The sequence below is a fragment of the Bradyrhizobium sp. WSM471 genome (genome assembly GCF_000244915.1).
Taxonomy (GTDB): Bacteria; Pseudomonadota; Alphaproteobacteria; order Rhizobiales; family Xanthobacteraceae; genus Bradyrhizobium.
Map to the genome: position 1 here is coordinate 3,156,507 of NZ_CM001442.1, position 14,907 is coordinate 3,171,413.

Below are 14,907 nucleotides of genomic sequence, written 5' to 3' on the forward strand. Positions count from 1 at the left end.
TCGATGACCTCTGCGAGCGAATTGCGATCCGGAAAGGGTGAGCGCGACGAGAATTTTCCCGTCGCGTCCTGGATCATTCATCCGCGTCATCGCGCGCTGATCCTGGCGTATTACAATTTCGTCCGCACCGCCGACGACATCGCCGACCACGCCACGCTGCCGCCGGACGAGAAGCTCGCTTATCTCGACCTGCTCGAGGCGGAATTGCTCGGCAAGGGCGACACCCAGGCCGAGGCCGTCAGCTTGCGGCACGCACTGGCCGAACGCGGCATGGCGCCGCGCCACGCGCTCGACGTGCTCATCGCGTTCCGGATGGACGTGACCAAGTTGCGCTACGAGAATTGGGACGAGGTCATCCATTATTGCCGCTATTCGGCGATGCCGGTCGGCCGCTTCATGCTCGACGTCCATGGTGAGAGCACCTCGACCTGGGCCGCGTCGGATGCGCTTTGTGCAGCGCTGCAGATCAACAACCACCTTCAGGATTGCGGCAAGGATTTCCGCGAGCTCAACCGCGTCTACCTGCCGCGCGATGCGCTGGCCGCGAGCGGCGCCTCGGTCGAGCAACTCGGACTGGCGCAGTCGCCGTCGGCGATGCTGGCCTGCCTTCAGGCTCTCGCCGTGCGCAACGAAGCTCTGCTCGACGAGGGCAGGTCGCTAGCTGCGGAGATCCGGGATTTCCGCCTCGGCGTCGAGGTCTCGGTGATCCAGGCCTATGCAGATCGCATCGTGCGCCTGTTGAAGGTGCGCGATCCCCTGCGCGAGCGCGTGCACCTGAACAAGTTCGAGCTTCTCACCTTCAGCCTCGCCGGCATGATTGGCGAAGTCGGCCGCCGCGCGGTCGGACGCAAGGCCATTTCCAGACCGGGGACTGCACATGACGCTTGAGGCGAGCTCGCCCGGCGCCAATTATGGCTCGACCGCATCCGGCAGTTCGTTCTACGCCGCGATGCGCATCCTGCCGCACGACCAGCGCGAAGCGATGTTCCAGATCTATAGTTTCTGCCGCCAGGTCGACGACATTGCTGATTCCGACGGTCCGCGCGACGAGCGGCTCGCCGCCCTTCAGGCGTGGCGCAACGACATCGATGCGCTCTACCAGGGCAATCCGCCACCGCGGCTGAAGGACTACGTCGCCTCGGTGAAGACCTTCGGCCTCAAGCGCGAGGATTTCCTCGCGATCGTCGACGGCATGGAGATGGACGTGCCGCAGGACATCCGCGCGCCCGACATGGCGACGCTGGATCTCTATTGCGATCGCGTCGCGAGTGCCGTGGGGCGGCTGTCGGTCCGGGTCTTCGGCCTGCCGGAAGAAGACGGCATCGAGCTTGCTCATCATCTCGGCCGCGCGCTCCAGCTCACCAACATCCTGCGCGACATCGACGAGGACGCGGGCCTCGGCCGGCTCTATCTGCCGCGCGAAGCGCTGCTGCATGCCGGCATCACCTCCAACGATCCGGACCGCGTGATCGTCGAGCGCGCGCTGCCGAAGGTCTGCCTGCCGCTGGCGCAGCGCGCAAAGGTGTATTTCGAGAAGTCGGACGAGATCATGAACCGCAACCGGCGCCGCGCGGTGCGCGCGCCGCGGATGATGTCGAAATACTATCATGCCATTCTGGATCTCCTGATCGCGCGCGGGTTCAACGCGCCGCGTGAGCCGGTGCGTGTGTCGAAGGTCACACGCATCGCCATCCTGCTCCGATACGCTCTCATCTGATGCAAAAAACAGCTCACATCATCGGTGCTGGAATCTCCGGCCTCTCCGCCGCCGTGCGGCTCGCCAATGCCGGCTTCAAGGTCGCCGTGCATGAGGCGACGCAGCAGGCCGGCGGCCGCTGCCGTTCCTATTTCGACGGCGCCACCAACCTCACCATCGACAATGGCAACCATTTGCTGCTGTCCGGCAACAGCCATGCGCGCGCCTATGCGCGCTCGATCGGCACCGAAGCGGGCCTCGTCGGTCCGGAGCGCGCGCAGTTTCCCTTCGTCGATATCACGACCGGGCAGCGCTGGCAGATCGATCTCGGCGATGGCCGGCTGCCGACGTGGGTGCTCGACGAGAGCCGCCGTGTCCCCGACACCGGGTTGACCGATTATCTGAAGCTGGCGCCGCTGATCTGGGCGTCGGAAGAGACGCTGGTCGGCAAGTCCATTCCCTGCGAGGGCGTCCTCTATCAGCGCCTGGTGCAGCCGCTGCTGCTCGCGGCGCTCAACGTCGATCCCCCCGAAGGCTCGGCGGGGCTTGCCGGCGCGATCGTGCGCGAGACGCTGCTCGCCGGCGGGCAGGCCTGCCGCCCCCTGATCGCGCGCGACGGGCTCAGCGCGGTGCTGATCGAGCCTGCCGTGACGTTCCTGCAGGAGCGCGGGCACAGCGTTCAGCTCGGCCATGAGCTGCGCTCGTTTGCAACCCATGACGGTAAGGTCGGCGCGCTGAATTTCGGCGGCGAGGATGTGATCCAGATCGGTGCGGGCGACGTCGTCGTGATGGCGGTGCCGCCGCGCGCTGCCTCCAACCTGCTGCCGGGCCTGAAGACGCCGACCGAATTCCGCGCCATCGTGAATGCGCATTTCCGCGTCGAGCCGCCAGCGGGATCGGCTCCGATCCTCGGCGTGATCGGCGGCGTCGTGGAATGGCTGTTTGCGTTCCCGAACCGGCTGTCCGTCACCATCAGCAACGGCGACCGTCTGGTCGACATGCCGCGCGAGGAACTCGCGCAGGCGATCTGGAAAGACGTCTGCAAGGCGGGCGGTGTTTCCGGCGAGCTGCCGCCCTGGCAGATCGTGCGCGAGCGCCGTGCCACATTTGCGGCGACGCCGGCGCAGAATGCCCTGCGTCCAGGGCCGGTCACTGCGCTGAAAAACCTGTTTCTTGCAGGCGATTGGACTGCTACGGGATTGCCTGCAACCATCGAGGGATCGGTCCGATCCGGTGATCGCGCCGCCGATCTGGTTCTGGCCGCCAAGGGATACTGACAGGCGGCCCTGACGGGCATTTGTCCCGGTCAATTTCGGCCAATTCAATCGACTATCGGAGCAATCGAGCGAGATGGATTCCGTGAACGCGACCAGCCGCGAAGCCCAAGAATTGGGGAACTTGGAATCGAGCATTGCGTCGGCCACCGAAGGCGTCCTCGGCTTTCAGCAATCCGACGGCCATTGGGTGTTCGAGCTCGAGGCCGATTGCACGATTCCGGCCGAATACGTGCTGCTGCGCCATTATCTCGCCGAGCCGGTCGATGCCGTGCTCGAAGCCAAGATCGCCAATTATCTTCGCCGCGTTCAGGGCGCCCATGGCGGCTGGCCGCTGGTGCACGACGGCGAGTTCGACATGAGCGCCAGCGTGAAGGCATATTTCGCGCTGAAGATGATCGGGGATCCCATCGACGCGCCGCACATGGTGCGTGCGCGCGAGGCGATCCATTCCCGCGGAGGCGCCGTTCACAGCAATGTCTTCACGCGCTTCATGCTTGCGATGTTTGGCGTCGTGACCTGGCGCGCGGTACCGGTGCTGCCGATCGAGATCGTGCTGCTGCCGTTCTGGTCGCCGTTCCACATCAACAAGATCTCCTACTGGGCGCGCACCACCATGGTGCCGCTGATGGTCATCGCCGCGCTGAAGCCACGGGCGAAAAATCCGAAAGGCGTCGGCATCGACGAGCTGTTCCTGCAGGACCCGCGCTCGATCGGCATGACCGCCAAGGCGCCGCACCAGAGCATGGCCTGGTTCGTGCTGTTCCGTGCGCTTGATGGCATTTTGCGCGTGATCGAGCCGATGTTTCCCAAGAGCCTGCGCAAGCGCGCCATCGATGCCGCGCTCGCCTTCACCGAGGAGCGGTTGAACGGCGAGGACGGCATGGGGGCGATCTATCCGCCGATGGCCAACATCGTCATGATGTACGAGGCGCTCGGCAAGGATGAGAGTTATCCGCCGCGCGCGATCACGCGCCGGGGTATCGACAAGCTGCTCGTGATCAAGGACGACGAAGCCTATTGCCAGCCCTGCGTCTCGCCGGTGTGGGACACGACTCTGACCGCCCACGCGCTGCTCGAAGCCGGCGGTGACAGGGCGGTGCCTGCGGCCAAGCAGGGTCTCGACTGGCTGATCCCGAAGCAGGAGCTCGAGGTGAAGGGCGACTGGGCGGTGAAGCGGCCCGACGTGCGCCCGGGCGGCTGGGCCTTCCAGTACAACAATGCCCATTATCCCGATCTCGACGACACTGCGGTGGTCGTGATGTCGATGGACCGCATGCGCCGGGAGCACGGCGCGACCGGCTATGACGCCGCGATCGACCGCGCCCGGGAGTGGATCGAGGGCATGCAGAGCGACGACGGCGGCTGGGCTGCCTTCGACGTCAACAACCTCGAATATTATCTGAACAACATCCCGTTCTCGGACCATGGCGCGCTGCTCGACCCGCCGACCGAGGACGTCACCGCGCGCTGCATCTCGATGCTGTCCCAGCTCGGCGAGACCGCGAAGACCAGCAAGCATGTCGCCGATGGCATCGCCTACCTGCGGAAGACCCAGCATCCCGAAGGCTCCTGGTACGGCCGCTGGGGCATGAACTTCATCTATGGAACCTGGTCGGTGCTGTGCGCCCTCAACATGGCCGGCGTCCGCCATGACGACCCCATGATCCGGAAAGCCGCCGGCTGGCTGGCCTCGATCCAGAACAAGGACGGCGGCTGGGGCGAGGATGCCGTCAGCTACCGGCTGGACTATCGCGGCTGGGAGGCTGCCCCCTCGACCGCCTCGCAAACGGCATGGGCCTTGCTTGCCCTGATGGCGGCAGGCGAGGTTGATCACCCGGCCGTCGCCCGCGGGGTGGAGTACCTGATTGCAACACAGAACGAAAAAGGACTGTGGGACGAACAGCGGTACACCGCCACAGGCTTTCCCCGTGTATTCTATCTACGGTACCATGGTTATCCGAAGTTCTTCCCGCTGTGGGCGTTGGCGCGGTATCGGAACTTGCGGAACACCAACAGCAGGGTGGTAGGGGTCGGAATGTGACTTTGGGGACGGGGGACTATGTTACCGCGGGTCAAACCGTTGATCCGCGGCCGATATTGATCGTGACTGGACTGGTTCAGGAGGCCCGCATCGCGGCCGGGCCCGGAATGGCGGTTATTTGCTCGTCGAGCAGCCCGACCCAGTTGCGGGCGCTGTTGACGGTGCTGGATCCCGAGACGATTCGCGGTGTGATCTCGTTCGGCGTGGCCGGCGGGCTTGACCCGACGCTGCGCTCCGGCGACGTCGTGCTGGCGACCGAGGTGCTCGCGGGCGACACCCGCTGGGCTGCCGGCCTGTCGCTCGGCGACGACCTGATCGACCGCCTGACGTCGGGGCGCCGCCGCGTGGTGCGCGGCAGCCTCGCCGGTGCCGAGGAAGTGGTCACCGGGCGCTCCTGCAAGGCGGCGCTGCATTCCGAGACCGGAGCGGCCGCCGTCGACATGGAAAGCCACATCGCGGCCGCCTACGCCGCCGAGGCCGGCTTGCCGTTCGCCGCGGTCCGCGTCATCAGCGATCCCGCCCATCGCGCGCTGCCGGCGCTCGCCCGCGCCGCCATCAAGCCGAACGGTCAGATCGACGTGCTGGCCGTGCTGCGCGGCATCGCGCGCAATCCGACCGCGCTGCATGGACTGGTCTCGACCGGCCTCGACTTCAACCGCGCGCTGCGCAGCCTGCGCGGCTGCCGCGACTATTTGATCGGCACCGAGCTCGTGGAGAGCGAGGCCCTGGTCTCCGAGGCGGCCTGAGCGGGTTCTGCGATCACTAAAAACAAAAGGTCCGGTCGCCATTGGCGCCGGGCCTTTTTTTGATCGTGGCCTGGTCGCCATCAGCGGCCGGGCCTCGCAAAGCGTCACTCCGTAGGATGGGTTGAGCCCTTGCGAAACCCATCTCTTCCCGATCAGCGCTCTCCATAATCGCGGCCATCATCCGACTGATCGCCCGCCCAATCGACTGGATAGTTGCCAAGCTCCACGTGACGATGAAACGAGGACGGCGCCAGTCGCGTACCCGGTCGACGAGCCTGTGCTTGACCGGATTGATATGAACATAGTCGATATGCCGGGCGAAATCGATTTCGTCGCGAATGGTGTGCTCCCAATATCTGCGTTGCCAGATGCCCCGCTCACCTTTGGCCGAACGGCTTCGGGAGATCCTTTCGTTTCGCGCCAGACCGCGCGAAAACGTGGACTTGATCAATTGTCAGCGCATTGCAAAATCGGCGTCAGCTTCAGGCAACGTCCATACGGTGTGAAGATGATCAGGCAACACCACGATGGCATCGATCGTGAACGGATGGCGCTGGTGCGTCTCACGAAACGCCGCGCGCAATAGCTCGACATGATCCGTGAGCAACGATAGCTTCCGTTCCGCCAGATTGACGGTAAAGAAGAAGCACCCACCGGGAACGAAGTTGCGACGGTACGCGGTCATGGCGCAACGTTATCACCAAACAAGTGAGACGGGTTTCGCAAGGGCTCAACCCATCCTACGGGCTGAATATGTCAGTAGATCAGGCCGATACAATTGACGTCGCGACCATCGACAAGGCTTCCGGTGAGCTATGGCTCACGATCAGCGATCATCTGCCGTGGGATGACAACGAAGGCGACCATCTCGTCCTTCTTCAGAACAAGCTCAACGCGTATCTTCGCTTTATCGAAAGTGGCGAGATATTCAAAAAGGTGCCCGATGCCAAGGGGCGCGGTATTGTAATCAACCTGGTCGGGAAGTTCCCGCTGAGCCATAAGGCCGACTTCTTCTACGGGAAGGCGCGAGCCGCCATAGAACGCGCGGGCGTTCGGTTACAGTTTAGCCTTATGAGCCCCAATTAAGTGGCCCTCGCGGGGCACCCTTGGAATGCACCCCTAAGTGAGACACAGGTAATTCCTGTGACAAGCGCTCGTCTATCGTACGGTTTGCGCGGAGGTTGGATTTCGGGAAAGTAGTGCTTCCGCGCGCCGCCGACTGGCTGGCGCCGCTTTCGAATGGGCCATGATGGCATAGTGCCACTGTTTTGCCCGACGCGTCAAATTAAATTCGTAAAATACGAAGCTAGTGCTGGCCTTCGATTGCGCTCAAAATGACGGCGCGGCTCGAATGCGGTGCAAATCTGCAGAATCCCAGCCATTGCCCGGTTGCCGCTGATTTGTTCGACGCCGCAATGACTTGCCGAATGCACACTGAGCCGTTCAGCAGTCGCGTTTCTACTGTGCATGGGGTTGTTTTTCACTTTTTTGCGAGAGAGCTAACTGACCCCAAGCGGAGGGAGAGGAGCACTGCCTGCACATTTGCTCTTCCCCAATGCGCCTGAGCAAAAAAACAAAAGGCCCGGTCGCCATTGGCGATCGGGCGCTTTTTGTTTGATGTCTGCCTAACCTGAGTGGAGCGGGGCGCAATCCGGGACATTCAACGCGGAGGGCCCGTCCCGGATTCGCTTGCGCTCCATCCGGGCTACAGGTCATCGCGCTTACGCGGCGGTCGAAGCCTTCCGCGCCGCCTTCTCCTGCGCAGCCTCGGCCTCGTCCTTGCGGATCTCCGAGAGGCGCTTCTGCACTTCCGCCGAGAAGATGTACTGCGCCGGGCGCTGCTTGCTCATGTCGATCTCGGGAGCCATCGGACCCGTGGTCCTGATGCCACGCAGCGACACCCACATCGCCTTCAGCGGGTTGTTGATGGCTGCGGTCGCCGCCGTCGGCTCGTAGCCGCAATGGGCCATGCAGTCCGCACACTTCTCGTACTTGCCGGTGCCGTAGGTTTCCCAATCGGTGGTGTCCATCAGCTCCTTGAAGGTCTTGGCGTAGCCTTCACCGAGCAGATAGCAGGGCTTCTGCCAGCCGAAGATGTTGCGCGCGGGCATGCCCCAGGGCGTGCACTCGTATTCCTGGTTGCCGGCGAGGAAGTCGAGGAACAGGCCGGAATGCATGAAATTCCACTTCTTGCCCTTGCCCATCGCAAAAACGTCGCGGAACAGCTTCTTGGTCTTGGTGCGGTTGAGGAAGTGCTCCTGGTCCGGCGCGCGCTCATAGGCATAGCCGGGCGACATCGAGACGCCGACACCGAGCTCGACGGTGAGGTCCAAGAACTTGGCGATCTCCTCGGCCGGATGGCCGTCGAAGATGGTGGCGTTGACGTTGACGGTGAAGCCGCGGGCCTTGGCCGCCTTGATCGCGGAGACGGCGCGGTCGAACACGCCCTTCTGCGACACGGCCTTGTCGTGATGCTCCTTCAGGCCGTCGAGATGCACGGAGAAGAACAGATAGGGCGAGGGCTCGAACAGATCGAGCTTCTTCTCGAGCAGCAGCGCATTTGTGCAGAGCGAGACGAACTTCTTGCGCGCCACGAGGCCGCGCACGATCTCGCCGATCTCCTTGTGGATCAGCGGCTCGCCGCCGGGAATGGCGACCATCGGCGCGCCGCACTCGTCGGCCGCGTCCCAGCACTCCTGCGCGGTCATGCGGCGGTTGAGGATCGCATCCGGATAATCGATCTTGCCGCAGCCGACGCAGGCGAGGTTGCAGCGGAACAGCGGCTCCAGCATCAGCACGAGCGGATAGCGCTTGCGGCCAAGCAGCTTCTGCTTGATCAAATAGCCGCCGATACGCATTTCCTTGAAGAAGGGGATAGCCATTACAAGTTTCTTTCTGGGCTTGAAATTCGGGTGGGTCAGCTCGCAGCCAGTTGGGCCGGAAGCCGGAATTCGATGTTTTCCTCGCGGCCGGGGAGCACCGAGACCTTGACCGGTCCGATCCGCCGCATTGCTTCGATCACGTCATCCACGAGTACCTCGGGCGCCGAAGCGCCAGCCGTGACACCGACGGTCCTGGCATCTTTCAACCACTCGGGATTGAGCGCGCTGCCGTCGGCGATCAGATAACTCGCGACACCGGCCTCAGTGCCGATTTCGCGGAGCCGGTTCGAATTCGAGCTATTGGCAGCGCCCACCACCAAGATCACGTCGACCAGCTTGCTCAAGTCCCTTACCGCAGATTGGCGGTTCTGTGTCGCATAGCAGATATCCCGGATATCCGGGCCTTGAATATCTGTAAAGCGGGCCTGGAGGGCCGAAATGATGTCCTTGGTGTCATCCACAGACAGGGTGGTCTGGGTGATATAGGCCACTGGCGTATCCGCCGGCAGCTCGAGGGCCGTAACCTCTTCAACGCTTTGGACCAGCAGGACGGGGGCGGGAACCTGGCCCATGGTACCCTCGACCTCGGGGTGGCCGGCATGGCCGATCAGGATCAGGGTGCGGCCCCTGGCGATGTAACGCTTCCCCTGATTGTGAACTTTCGTGACCAGGGGGCAGGTGGCATTGAGCACCGGAAGATCGCGCGCGGCCGCTTCTTCCTCGACGCTGCGGGCCACGCCATGAGCGCTGAAGACGGTCACGGCCTTCGGCGGTACCTCCGACAGTTCCTCGACGAAGATCGCGCCCTTGTTCTTCAGGCTCTCGACGACGTACTTGTTGTGCACGATCTCATGGCGCACGTAGACGGGCGGGCCGTACTTCTCCAGCGCCCGTTCCACGATCTCGATCGCACGCACCACGCCCGCGCAAAAGCCGCGCGGTTGCGCCAGATAAACTTCCATTGGACGGCCATCACGCAAGTTGCACCAATCCGCTCTCAAGTTTAGGGGACACCCCGATACGAACCAATGAGTTGCAATATCCGCACCATCGGTTTCGCGCACGCGGTAGCCGCCCACCCCTTTCGGGGCCCGATGCATGGAGGCGCAGCACTTTGTGTCAAAAAATCGGCAGCAAGGAAAGGTGGAATGAACTTTGGTTCCCCGCGGGAACAGTTTCGCGGTATTATAGTAGATGTCGTCCGTGGCAGCAAATGTGACGACATTTGTGCGCACGCTTCGTCACTTTCCCGCCTCAACTCCCCGGCTATACCGACGGCCCCCGCATGATTTTGCCATGGTCTTTCGCCGTTTACCTCGAACCTTCTGACGGCGATAACCACTCAAAACAGCAATAGGTTTCGGCCGGGAACTCCGTTAAACAGCGGGCGTTTCCGGCAAGCTGTTAACCGCAGAAAGAAAAGTAGTGCTGCAAAGCGTCGTCGTTGCCATCGTCAGGGCCTGCACCCGGTTTGCCTCCCTCGTCGTCGTTCTCGGGCTCCTGCTGGCGGTGGGGGCGGGCTATTACACGTCCCGGCATTTCGCCATCAACACCGACATCAATTCGCTGATTGCCCAAAATTTGGACTGGCGCCAACGCGACCAGCAGTTCGATCGCGCCTTCGACCGCGATGCGACGATTACGGCGGTGGTCGAAGCCAAGACGCCGGAGATGGCGACCGCGGCGTCGGACGCCCTCTACGCCAAGCTGAGGGACAACAAGACCGAGTTCCAGTCGATGCAGCAGCTCGGCACAGGCGAGTTCTTCGAGAAGAATGGCCTGTTGTTCCTGCCGACAGAGGAAGTCGCCAAGGTCACCGGCCAGTTCGAATCCGCCGCGCCCCTGATCGAGATCATGGCGGGCGATCCCTCGATCCGCGGCCTGACCGGCGCGCTCGAGACGGGACTTGCTGGCGTGAAACGCGGGCAGGTCAAGCTCGACAACACCGAGCGGCCCTTCAACCAGATCGCGCAAACGGTCGAGACCGTGCTCAATAAGGGCAACGCGACCTTCTCCTGGCGCGAGCTCGTCAGCGACCAGCCGCTGACGGATTCGGACAAGCGCGCCTTCATCGAGTTCAAGCCGATCCTCGACTACAACGCGCTCGAGCCCGGCAAGGGCGCAACCGACGCGATCCGCAAAGCCGCAGCCGATCTGGATTTTGCCACCAAATATCAGGCGCGAGTCCGGCTGACCGGACCGGTCCCGATCGCCAACGAGGAATATGCAACCGTCCAGGAAGGCGCCGTCGTCAACGGCATCGGCACCGTCCTCGTCGTGCTGCTCATCCTGTGGCTGGCGCTGCATTCGGCGAAGATCATCTTCGCGGTGTTCGTCAATCTCTTCGTCGGTCTTGCGCTGACCACCGCCGCCGGCCTGATGATGGTGGGCTCGCTCAATTTGCTGTCGATCGCATTCGCCGTGCTGTTCGTCGGCCTCGGCGTCGATTTCGGCATCCAGTACAGCGTCCGCTATCGCTCCGAACGCTACAAGCATAACGACCTTTCGGGCGCGCTGATCCTGGCCGCCAAGCGGTCGGCAATTCCGTTGTCGCTGGCGGCAATGGCGACCGCGGCTGGCTTCCTCTGCTTCATCCCCACCGACTACAAGGGTATCGCCGAACTCGGCCAGATCGCCGGCGTCGGCATGCTGGTCGCGTTCGTCACCAGCATCACGGTACTCCCGGCGATGCTGAAGCTGTTGAACCCGCCCGGTGAGAAAGAGCCGGTCGGCTATGCCTTCCTGGCGCCGCTCGATCACTTCCTGGAGAAGCACCGCGTGCTGGTCGTCGGTGGTACGATGTTTCTGGCGGTCGCCGGCCTGCCGCTGCTCTACTACATGAAGTTCGACTTCAACCCGATGAACCTGCGCAACCCGAAGGCGGAGTCGATCGCGACCTTCCTCGATTTGCGCAAGGATCCCAACACGGGCGCCAATGCCATCAACGTGATGACCACGTCGGAAGAGCAGGCACGGCAGGTCGAGGCGAAGCTGGAGAAGGTGCCGGAGGTGTTGCGCGTGATGTCGCTCAACAGCTTCGTTCCTGAAGACCAGCCGCCGAAGCTGAAGCTGCTCGCGCAGGGCGCCAAGGTGCTGAACCCCGCGCTCAATCCCGACCAGATCGACGCCGCACCGACGGACAAGGAAAACGTCGATGCGCTGAAATCCTCGGTCGACAATCTGCGCCGGACCGCGGGCGATGCGAAGGGCCCGGGTGCGGTCGCCTCGCGTCGGCTCGCGGACGCACTGGAAAAGCTCGCCAATGGCGATGAAGCCACGCGGAACAAGGCGCAGGACGTGTTCGTCGCGCCGATGAAGATCGTGTTCGACCAGCTCCGGAACGCGATGCAGGCCGAGCCGGTCACCCTGAAATCATTGCCGGCAGATCTCGTCAGCGCCTGGAAGAGCAAGGACGGCATCATCCGCGTCGAGGCGCTGCCGAAGGGCGATCCCAACGACAACGACACGCTACGCAAATTTGCGGCGGCGGTACTCGTTGCCGAGCCGACCGCGATCGGCGGTCCGGTCTCGATCCTGAAATCCGGCGACACCGTGGTGAAGGCGTTCATCCATGCCGGAATCTATGCGCTGCTGGTGATCGGCCTGTTGCTGTGGATTACGCTGCGCCGGTTCGTCGACGTGCTGATGACGTTGGTGCCGCTGCTGGTGGCCGGCGCGGTGACGCTCGAGATCTGCGTGCTGATCGGCTTGCCGCTGAACTTTGCCAACATTGTCGCGTTCCCGCTGCTGCTCGGCGTCGGCGTGGCCTTCAAGATCTACTATGTCGTGGCCTGGCGCTCGGGCAGGACAAACCTGCTCCAGACCAGCCTGACGCGCGCGATCTTTTTCAGCGCGCTGACGACGGCGACCGCGTTCGGCAGCCTTTGGTTGTCGAGCCATCCCGGCACGTCCAGCATGGGCAAGCTGCTCGCGCTGTCGCTGGTGACGACGCTCGCCGCTGTGCTGCTGTTTCAGCCCGCCCTAATGGGCAAACCCCGCAATCTCAGGGAGTAGGCAGATGTCGCCGACCTGGTCGGCGGCGCCCTTCTGACCGGGTTTGGCGGTGCCGGCGGCCTTCGGGGCTGCGGGCGCAGGCTGCGCCGCCATAGCGCCCGTCGTTCCCAGGGCTTTCGGCGCCGCGCCGGTGGGCTTTGGCGCGCCCTTGGCCACGGCGTTGGCGGAGCTCAAGGGAATCGGGGGGCTGACCCGTGTCCAGGTCTCGCCACCGCACAGGAAGCCCATCACGCAGCCCTTGATCTCGAGCTGGTCGGTGCCAACCGGCGTGATGGTCGCGCTGTAGAGCTGGCCGTCCTTGGCGTTGTAGACCTGACCTTCCCACTGATCGGCGCCGGGCTTCTTCTTCATGTCGATCAGGGTCGCCATGCCCAGCGTGGGCCGGGTCTTTTTCGACGCGTCCGGATTGTTCTCGTCGCGGCCGCCGGGCTGTTTTTCCCAGGAAACCGCGCCCCACATGCTGCCATTGCATTGGGCGACACGAATGTTGGCGACGCCGTCGGCAACCCGCCAGTCGCCGGTCGGATCGGCGGCGAGCGCCGGAGTCAGGCAGGTGTAACCGCCAGCCAGTATTAGTCCGGTGTAAAGGGCTAAACGCATGATAGTTCCTTGGCAGTGCAACATGGTCTAAAGCTCTGCTTGCGAAGATGGTCCGAAAAAGGGCAAAAGGCCGCACAGACCGTTTTTGGCAACGGTCCGTTTTCAGTTGACGAGACGGCCCTCAACCGAAGTATGTAGCGGATGCACAGCCCAAATCCAGACATGTCTCAGCTGTTCGCGGACCGCCAGGCCCAGCGCAGCGCCCTGCATAATCGGCATCTGAACGAGCAGTTCGTTCGGGTTCTGAAGACCATCGGCTACGATGTCGGCTTCCAGAAGGGGCAGGGACAGTACCTCTACGATCGTGACGGGGCGCGCTATCTTGACCTCTTGTCCGGTTTTGGCGTGTTTGCGATCGGGCGCAATCATCCTGTCATGCGCGAGGCGCTCAAGAGCGTGCTCGATGCCGATCTGCCCAACCTCGTCCAGTTCGACGTCTCGGTGCTTGCCGGCGTGCTCGCCGAGCGGCTCCTGAAATACGTCCCCTATCTCGACAAGGCGTTCTTCGCCAATTCGGGCGCCGAATGCGTCGAAGCCGCGATCAAGTTCGCCCGTGGCGCCACCGGCCGTCCGGGGATCGTCTATTGTGCCCACGGCTATCACGGCCTGACCTATGGCGCGCTGTCGCTCACCGGTGATTCGAACTTCCGCACCGGCTTCGAGCCGCTGCTGCCGGGCTGCACCTCGATCCCGTTCAACGATCTCGCCGCCCTTGAAAAGGCGCTGGCCTCGCGCGAGGTGGCGGCCTTCGTCGTCGAGCCGATCCAGGGCAAGGGCGTCAACATGCCCACCGACGAGTTCCTGCCGGGTGCGGCTGCGCTCTGCAAGAAATACGGCACGCTGTTCGTCGCCGACGAGATCCAGACCGGCATGGGCCGCACCGGCCGCTTCCTCGCGGTCGAGCACTGGAACGTCGAGCCCGACATGGTGCTGCTGTCGAAGTCGCTGTCCGGCGGCCACGTGCCGGTCGGCGCGGTGCTGACGCGCAAGAGCATCTTCGACAAGATCTTCAACCAGATGGACCGTGCAGTCGTGCACGGCTCCACTTTCTCCAAGAACGACCTGGCGATGGCCGCGGGCATCGCCACGCTCGACGTCATGGAGTCCGAGAAGCTGATCGAGTCCGCCGCCAAACGCGGTGCCGAGCTGCGCCTCGCGCTCACGCGCATGGTGCCCGGCTACGAGCTATTGAAGGAAGTCCGCGGCAAGGGCCTGATGATCGGCGTCGAGTTCGGCCCGCCGAAATCGTTGCGGCTGCGGGCGTCCTGGAACGTGCTGGAGGCGGCCAACAAGGGCCTGTTCTGCCAGCTCATCACCGTGCCGCTGTTCAAGGACCACAAGATCCTCACGCAAGTCGCGGGCCATGGCAGCCACACCATCAAGCTTCTGCCGCCGCTCACCATCACCGAGGAAGATTGCGGCTGGATCGAGCGCGCCTTCGACGACGTCATCGCCGGCAGCCACAAGGTCCCCGGCGCGATCTGGTCGCTCGGCAAGACGCTGGTGGACAACGCGGTGAGGCGGTCGGCGTAACCTGAGGCCGAATGCGCGGTCCGTCGCGCGAGACCGGCGTGTCGCTCCAATGCTTCCAAGCCCCCAATGTCGTCCTGGCGAAAGCCAGGACCCATACCGCGTGATTTATCAATAGACC

General features: G+C 63.4%; 11 protein-coding genes and 1 pseudogene. 8 read left to right on the forward strand and 4 right to left on the reverse strand.

Features of this window, described 5'->3' with window-relative positions; all coding sequences use genetic code 11:
• Nucleotides 1-3: 3 nt before the first annotated feature.
• The 5 genes from hpnC (at nucleotide 4) to BRA471DRAFT_RS13700 (ending at nucleotide 5,760) form a co-directional block, all read left to right on the forward strand.
• Entirely contained in the window at nucleotides 4-888 is an 885-nt protein-coding gene (gene hpnC, locus BRA471DRAFT_RS13680) for a squalene synthase HpnC (RefSeq protein ID WP_007608077.1), read from the forward strand.
• Nucleotides 878-1,717 (forward strand): presqualene diphosphate synthase HpnD, encoded by an 840-nt coding sequence (gene hpnD, locus BRA471DRAFT_RS13685; protein ID WP_007608079.1) that lies wholly within the window; start codon nucleotides 878-880, stop codon nucleotides 1,715-1,717. Before hpnC ends, hpnD begins: the two co-directional genes overlap by 11 nt.
• The gene (gene hpnE / locus BRA471DRAFT_RS13690) at nucleotides 1,717-2,973 is read left to right on the forward strand and encodes a hydroxysqualene dehydroxylase HpnE (protein ID WP_007608081.1); all 1,257 of its coding nucleotides are present in this window, start codon (nucleotides 1,717-1,719) and stop codon (nucleotides 2,971-2,973) included. Before hpnD ends, hpnE begins: the two co-directional genes overlap by 1 nt.
• Before the next feature lie 73 nt (nucleotides 2,974-3,046).
• Nucleotides 3,047-5,014 carry a squalene--hopene cyclase gene (shc, locus tag BRA471DRAFT_RS13695; RefSeq protein ID WP_007608083.1) on the forward strand — a complete coding sequence of 656 codons (1,968 nt, stop codon included), beginning with the start codon at nucleotides 3,047-3,049 and terminating at the stop codon, nucleotides 5,012-5,014.
• Nucleotides 5,011-5,760, forward strand: coding sequence for a phosphorylase (locus tag BRA471DRAFT_RS13700; protein WP_007608085.1), 750 nt, complete (start codon nucleotides 5,011-5,013; stop codon nucleotides 5,758-5,760). Before shc ends, BRA471DRAFT_RS13700 begins: the two co-directional genes overlap by 4 nt.
• A gap of 152 nt (nucleotides 5,761-5,912) precedes the next feature.
• Here BRA471DRAFT_RS13700 and BRA471DRAFT_RS13705 read toward each other — a convergent pair.
• A pseudogene (locus tag BRA471DRAFT_RS13705) lies at nucleotides 5,913-6,445 on the reverse strand (transposase).
• A gap of 68 nt (nucleotides 6,446-6,513) precedes the next feature.
• On the opposite strand from BRA471DRAFT_RS13705, the gene BRA471DRAFT_RS13710 reads away from it, so the two are divergent.
• A complete protein-coding gene (locus BRA471DRAFT_RS13710) occupies nucleotides 6,514-6,846 on the forward strand; it encodes a DUF6572 domain-containing protein (RefSeq protein WP_007608087.1) in 333 nt (110 codons plus the stop codon).
• 635 nt (nucleotides 6,847-7,481) lie between these two features.
• Here the strand turns inward: BRA471DRAFT_RS13710 and hpnH are convergent.
• A complete protein-coding gene (gene hpnH / locus BRA471DRAFT_RS13715; RefSeq protein WP_007608088.1) occupies nucleotides 7,482-8,642 on the reverse strand; it encodes an adenosyl-hopene transferase HpnH in 1,161 nt (386 codons plus the stop codon).
• 35 nt (nucleotides 8,643-8,677) lie between these two features.
• Nucleotides 8,678-9,604 (reverse strand): 4-hydroxy-3-methylbut-2-enyl diphosphate reductase, encoded by a 927-nt coding sequence (gene ispH, locus BRA471DRAFT_RS13720; protein WP_007608091.1) that lies wholly within the window; start codon nucleotides 9,602-9,604, stop codon nucleotides 8,678-8,680.
• A gap of 463 nt (nucleotides 9,605-10,067) precedes the next feature.
• Here ispH and BRA471DRAFT_RS13725 point away from each other — a divergent pair, with 463 nt between their 5' ends.
• On the forward strand, nucleotides 10,068-12,656 hold the full coding sequence (locus tag BRA471DRAFT_RS13725) for an MMPL family transporter (protein WP_007608093.1): 2,589 nt from the start codon (nucleotides 10,068-10,070) through the stop codon (nucleotides 12,654-12,656).
• Here the strand turns inward: BRA471DRAFT_RS13725 and BRA471DRAFT_RS13730 are convergent.
• On the reverse strand, nucleotides 12,624-13,256 hold the full coding sequence (locus BRA471DRAFT_RS13730; protein ID WP_007608095.1) for a DUF2147 domain-containing protein: 633 nt from the start codon (nucleotides 13,254-13,256) through the stop codon (nucleotides 12,624-12,626). The two genes, BRA471DRAFT_RS13725 and BRA471DRAFT_RS13730, sit on opposite strands and share 33 nt — an antisense overlap.
• A gap of 141 nt (nucleotides 13,257-13,397) precedes the next feature.
• Here BRA471DRAFT_RS13730 and hpnO point away from each other — a divergent pair, with 141 nt between their 5' ends.
• On the forward strand, nucleotides 13,398-14,789 hold the full coding sequence (gene hpnO / locus BRA471DRAFT_RS13735; RefSeq protein WP_007608097.1) for an aminobacteriohopanetriol synthase HpnO: 1,392 nt from the start codon (nucleotides 13,398-13,400) through the stop codon (nucleotides 14,787-14,789).
• Nucleotides 14,790-14,907 lie beyond the last annotated feature (118 nt).

Excerpts from the sequence above, each read along its gene's own strand:
- hpnC (WP_007608077.1), top strand. The coding sequence starts at position 4 with ATGACCTCTGCGAGCGAATTGCGATCCGGAAAGGGTGAGCGCGACGAG.
- hpnD (WP_007608079.1), top strand. The coding sequence starts at position 878 with ATGACGCTTGAGGCGAGCTCGCCCGGCGCCAATTATGGCTCGACCGCA.
- hpnE (WP_007608081.1), top strand. The coding sequence starts at position 1,717 with ATGCAAAAAACAGCTCACATCATCGGTGCTGGAATCTCCGGCCTCTCC.
- shc (WP_007608083.1), top strand. The coding sequence starts at position 3,047 with ATGGATTCCGTGAACGCGACCAGCCGCGAAGCCCAAGAATTGGGGAAC.
- BRA471DRAFT_RS13710 (WP_007608087.1), top strand. The coding sequence starts at position 6,514 with ATGTCAGTAGATCAGGCCGATACAATTGACGTCGCGACCATCGACAAG.
- hpnH (WP_007608088.1), bottom strand. The coding sequence starts at position 8,642 with ATGGCTATCCCCTTCTTCAAGGAAATGCGTATCGGCGGCTATTTGATC.
- ispH (WP_007608091.1), bottom strand. The coding sequence starts at position 9,604 with ATGGAAGTTTATCTGGCGCAACCGCGCGGCTTTTGCGCGGGCGTGGTG.
- BRA471DRAFT_RS13730 (WP_007608095.1), bottom strand. The coding sequence starts at position 13,256 with ATGCGTTTAGCCCTTTACACCGGACTAATACTGGCTGGCGGTTACACC.
- hpnO (WP_007608097.1), top strand. The coding sequence starts at position 13,398 with ATGCACAGCCCAAATCCAGACATGTCTCAGCTGTTCGCGGACCGCCAG.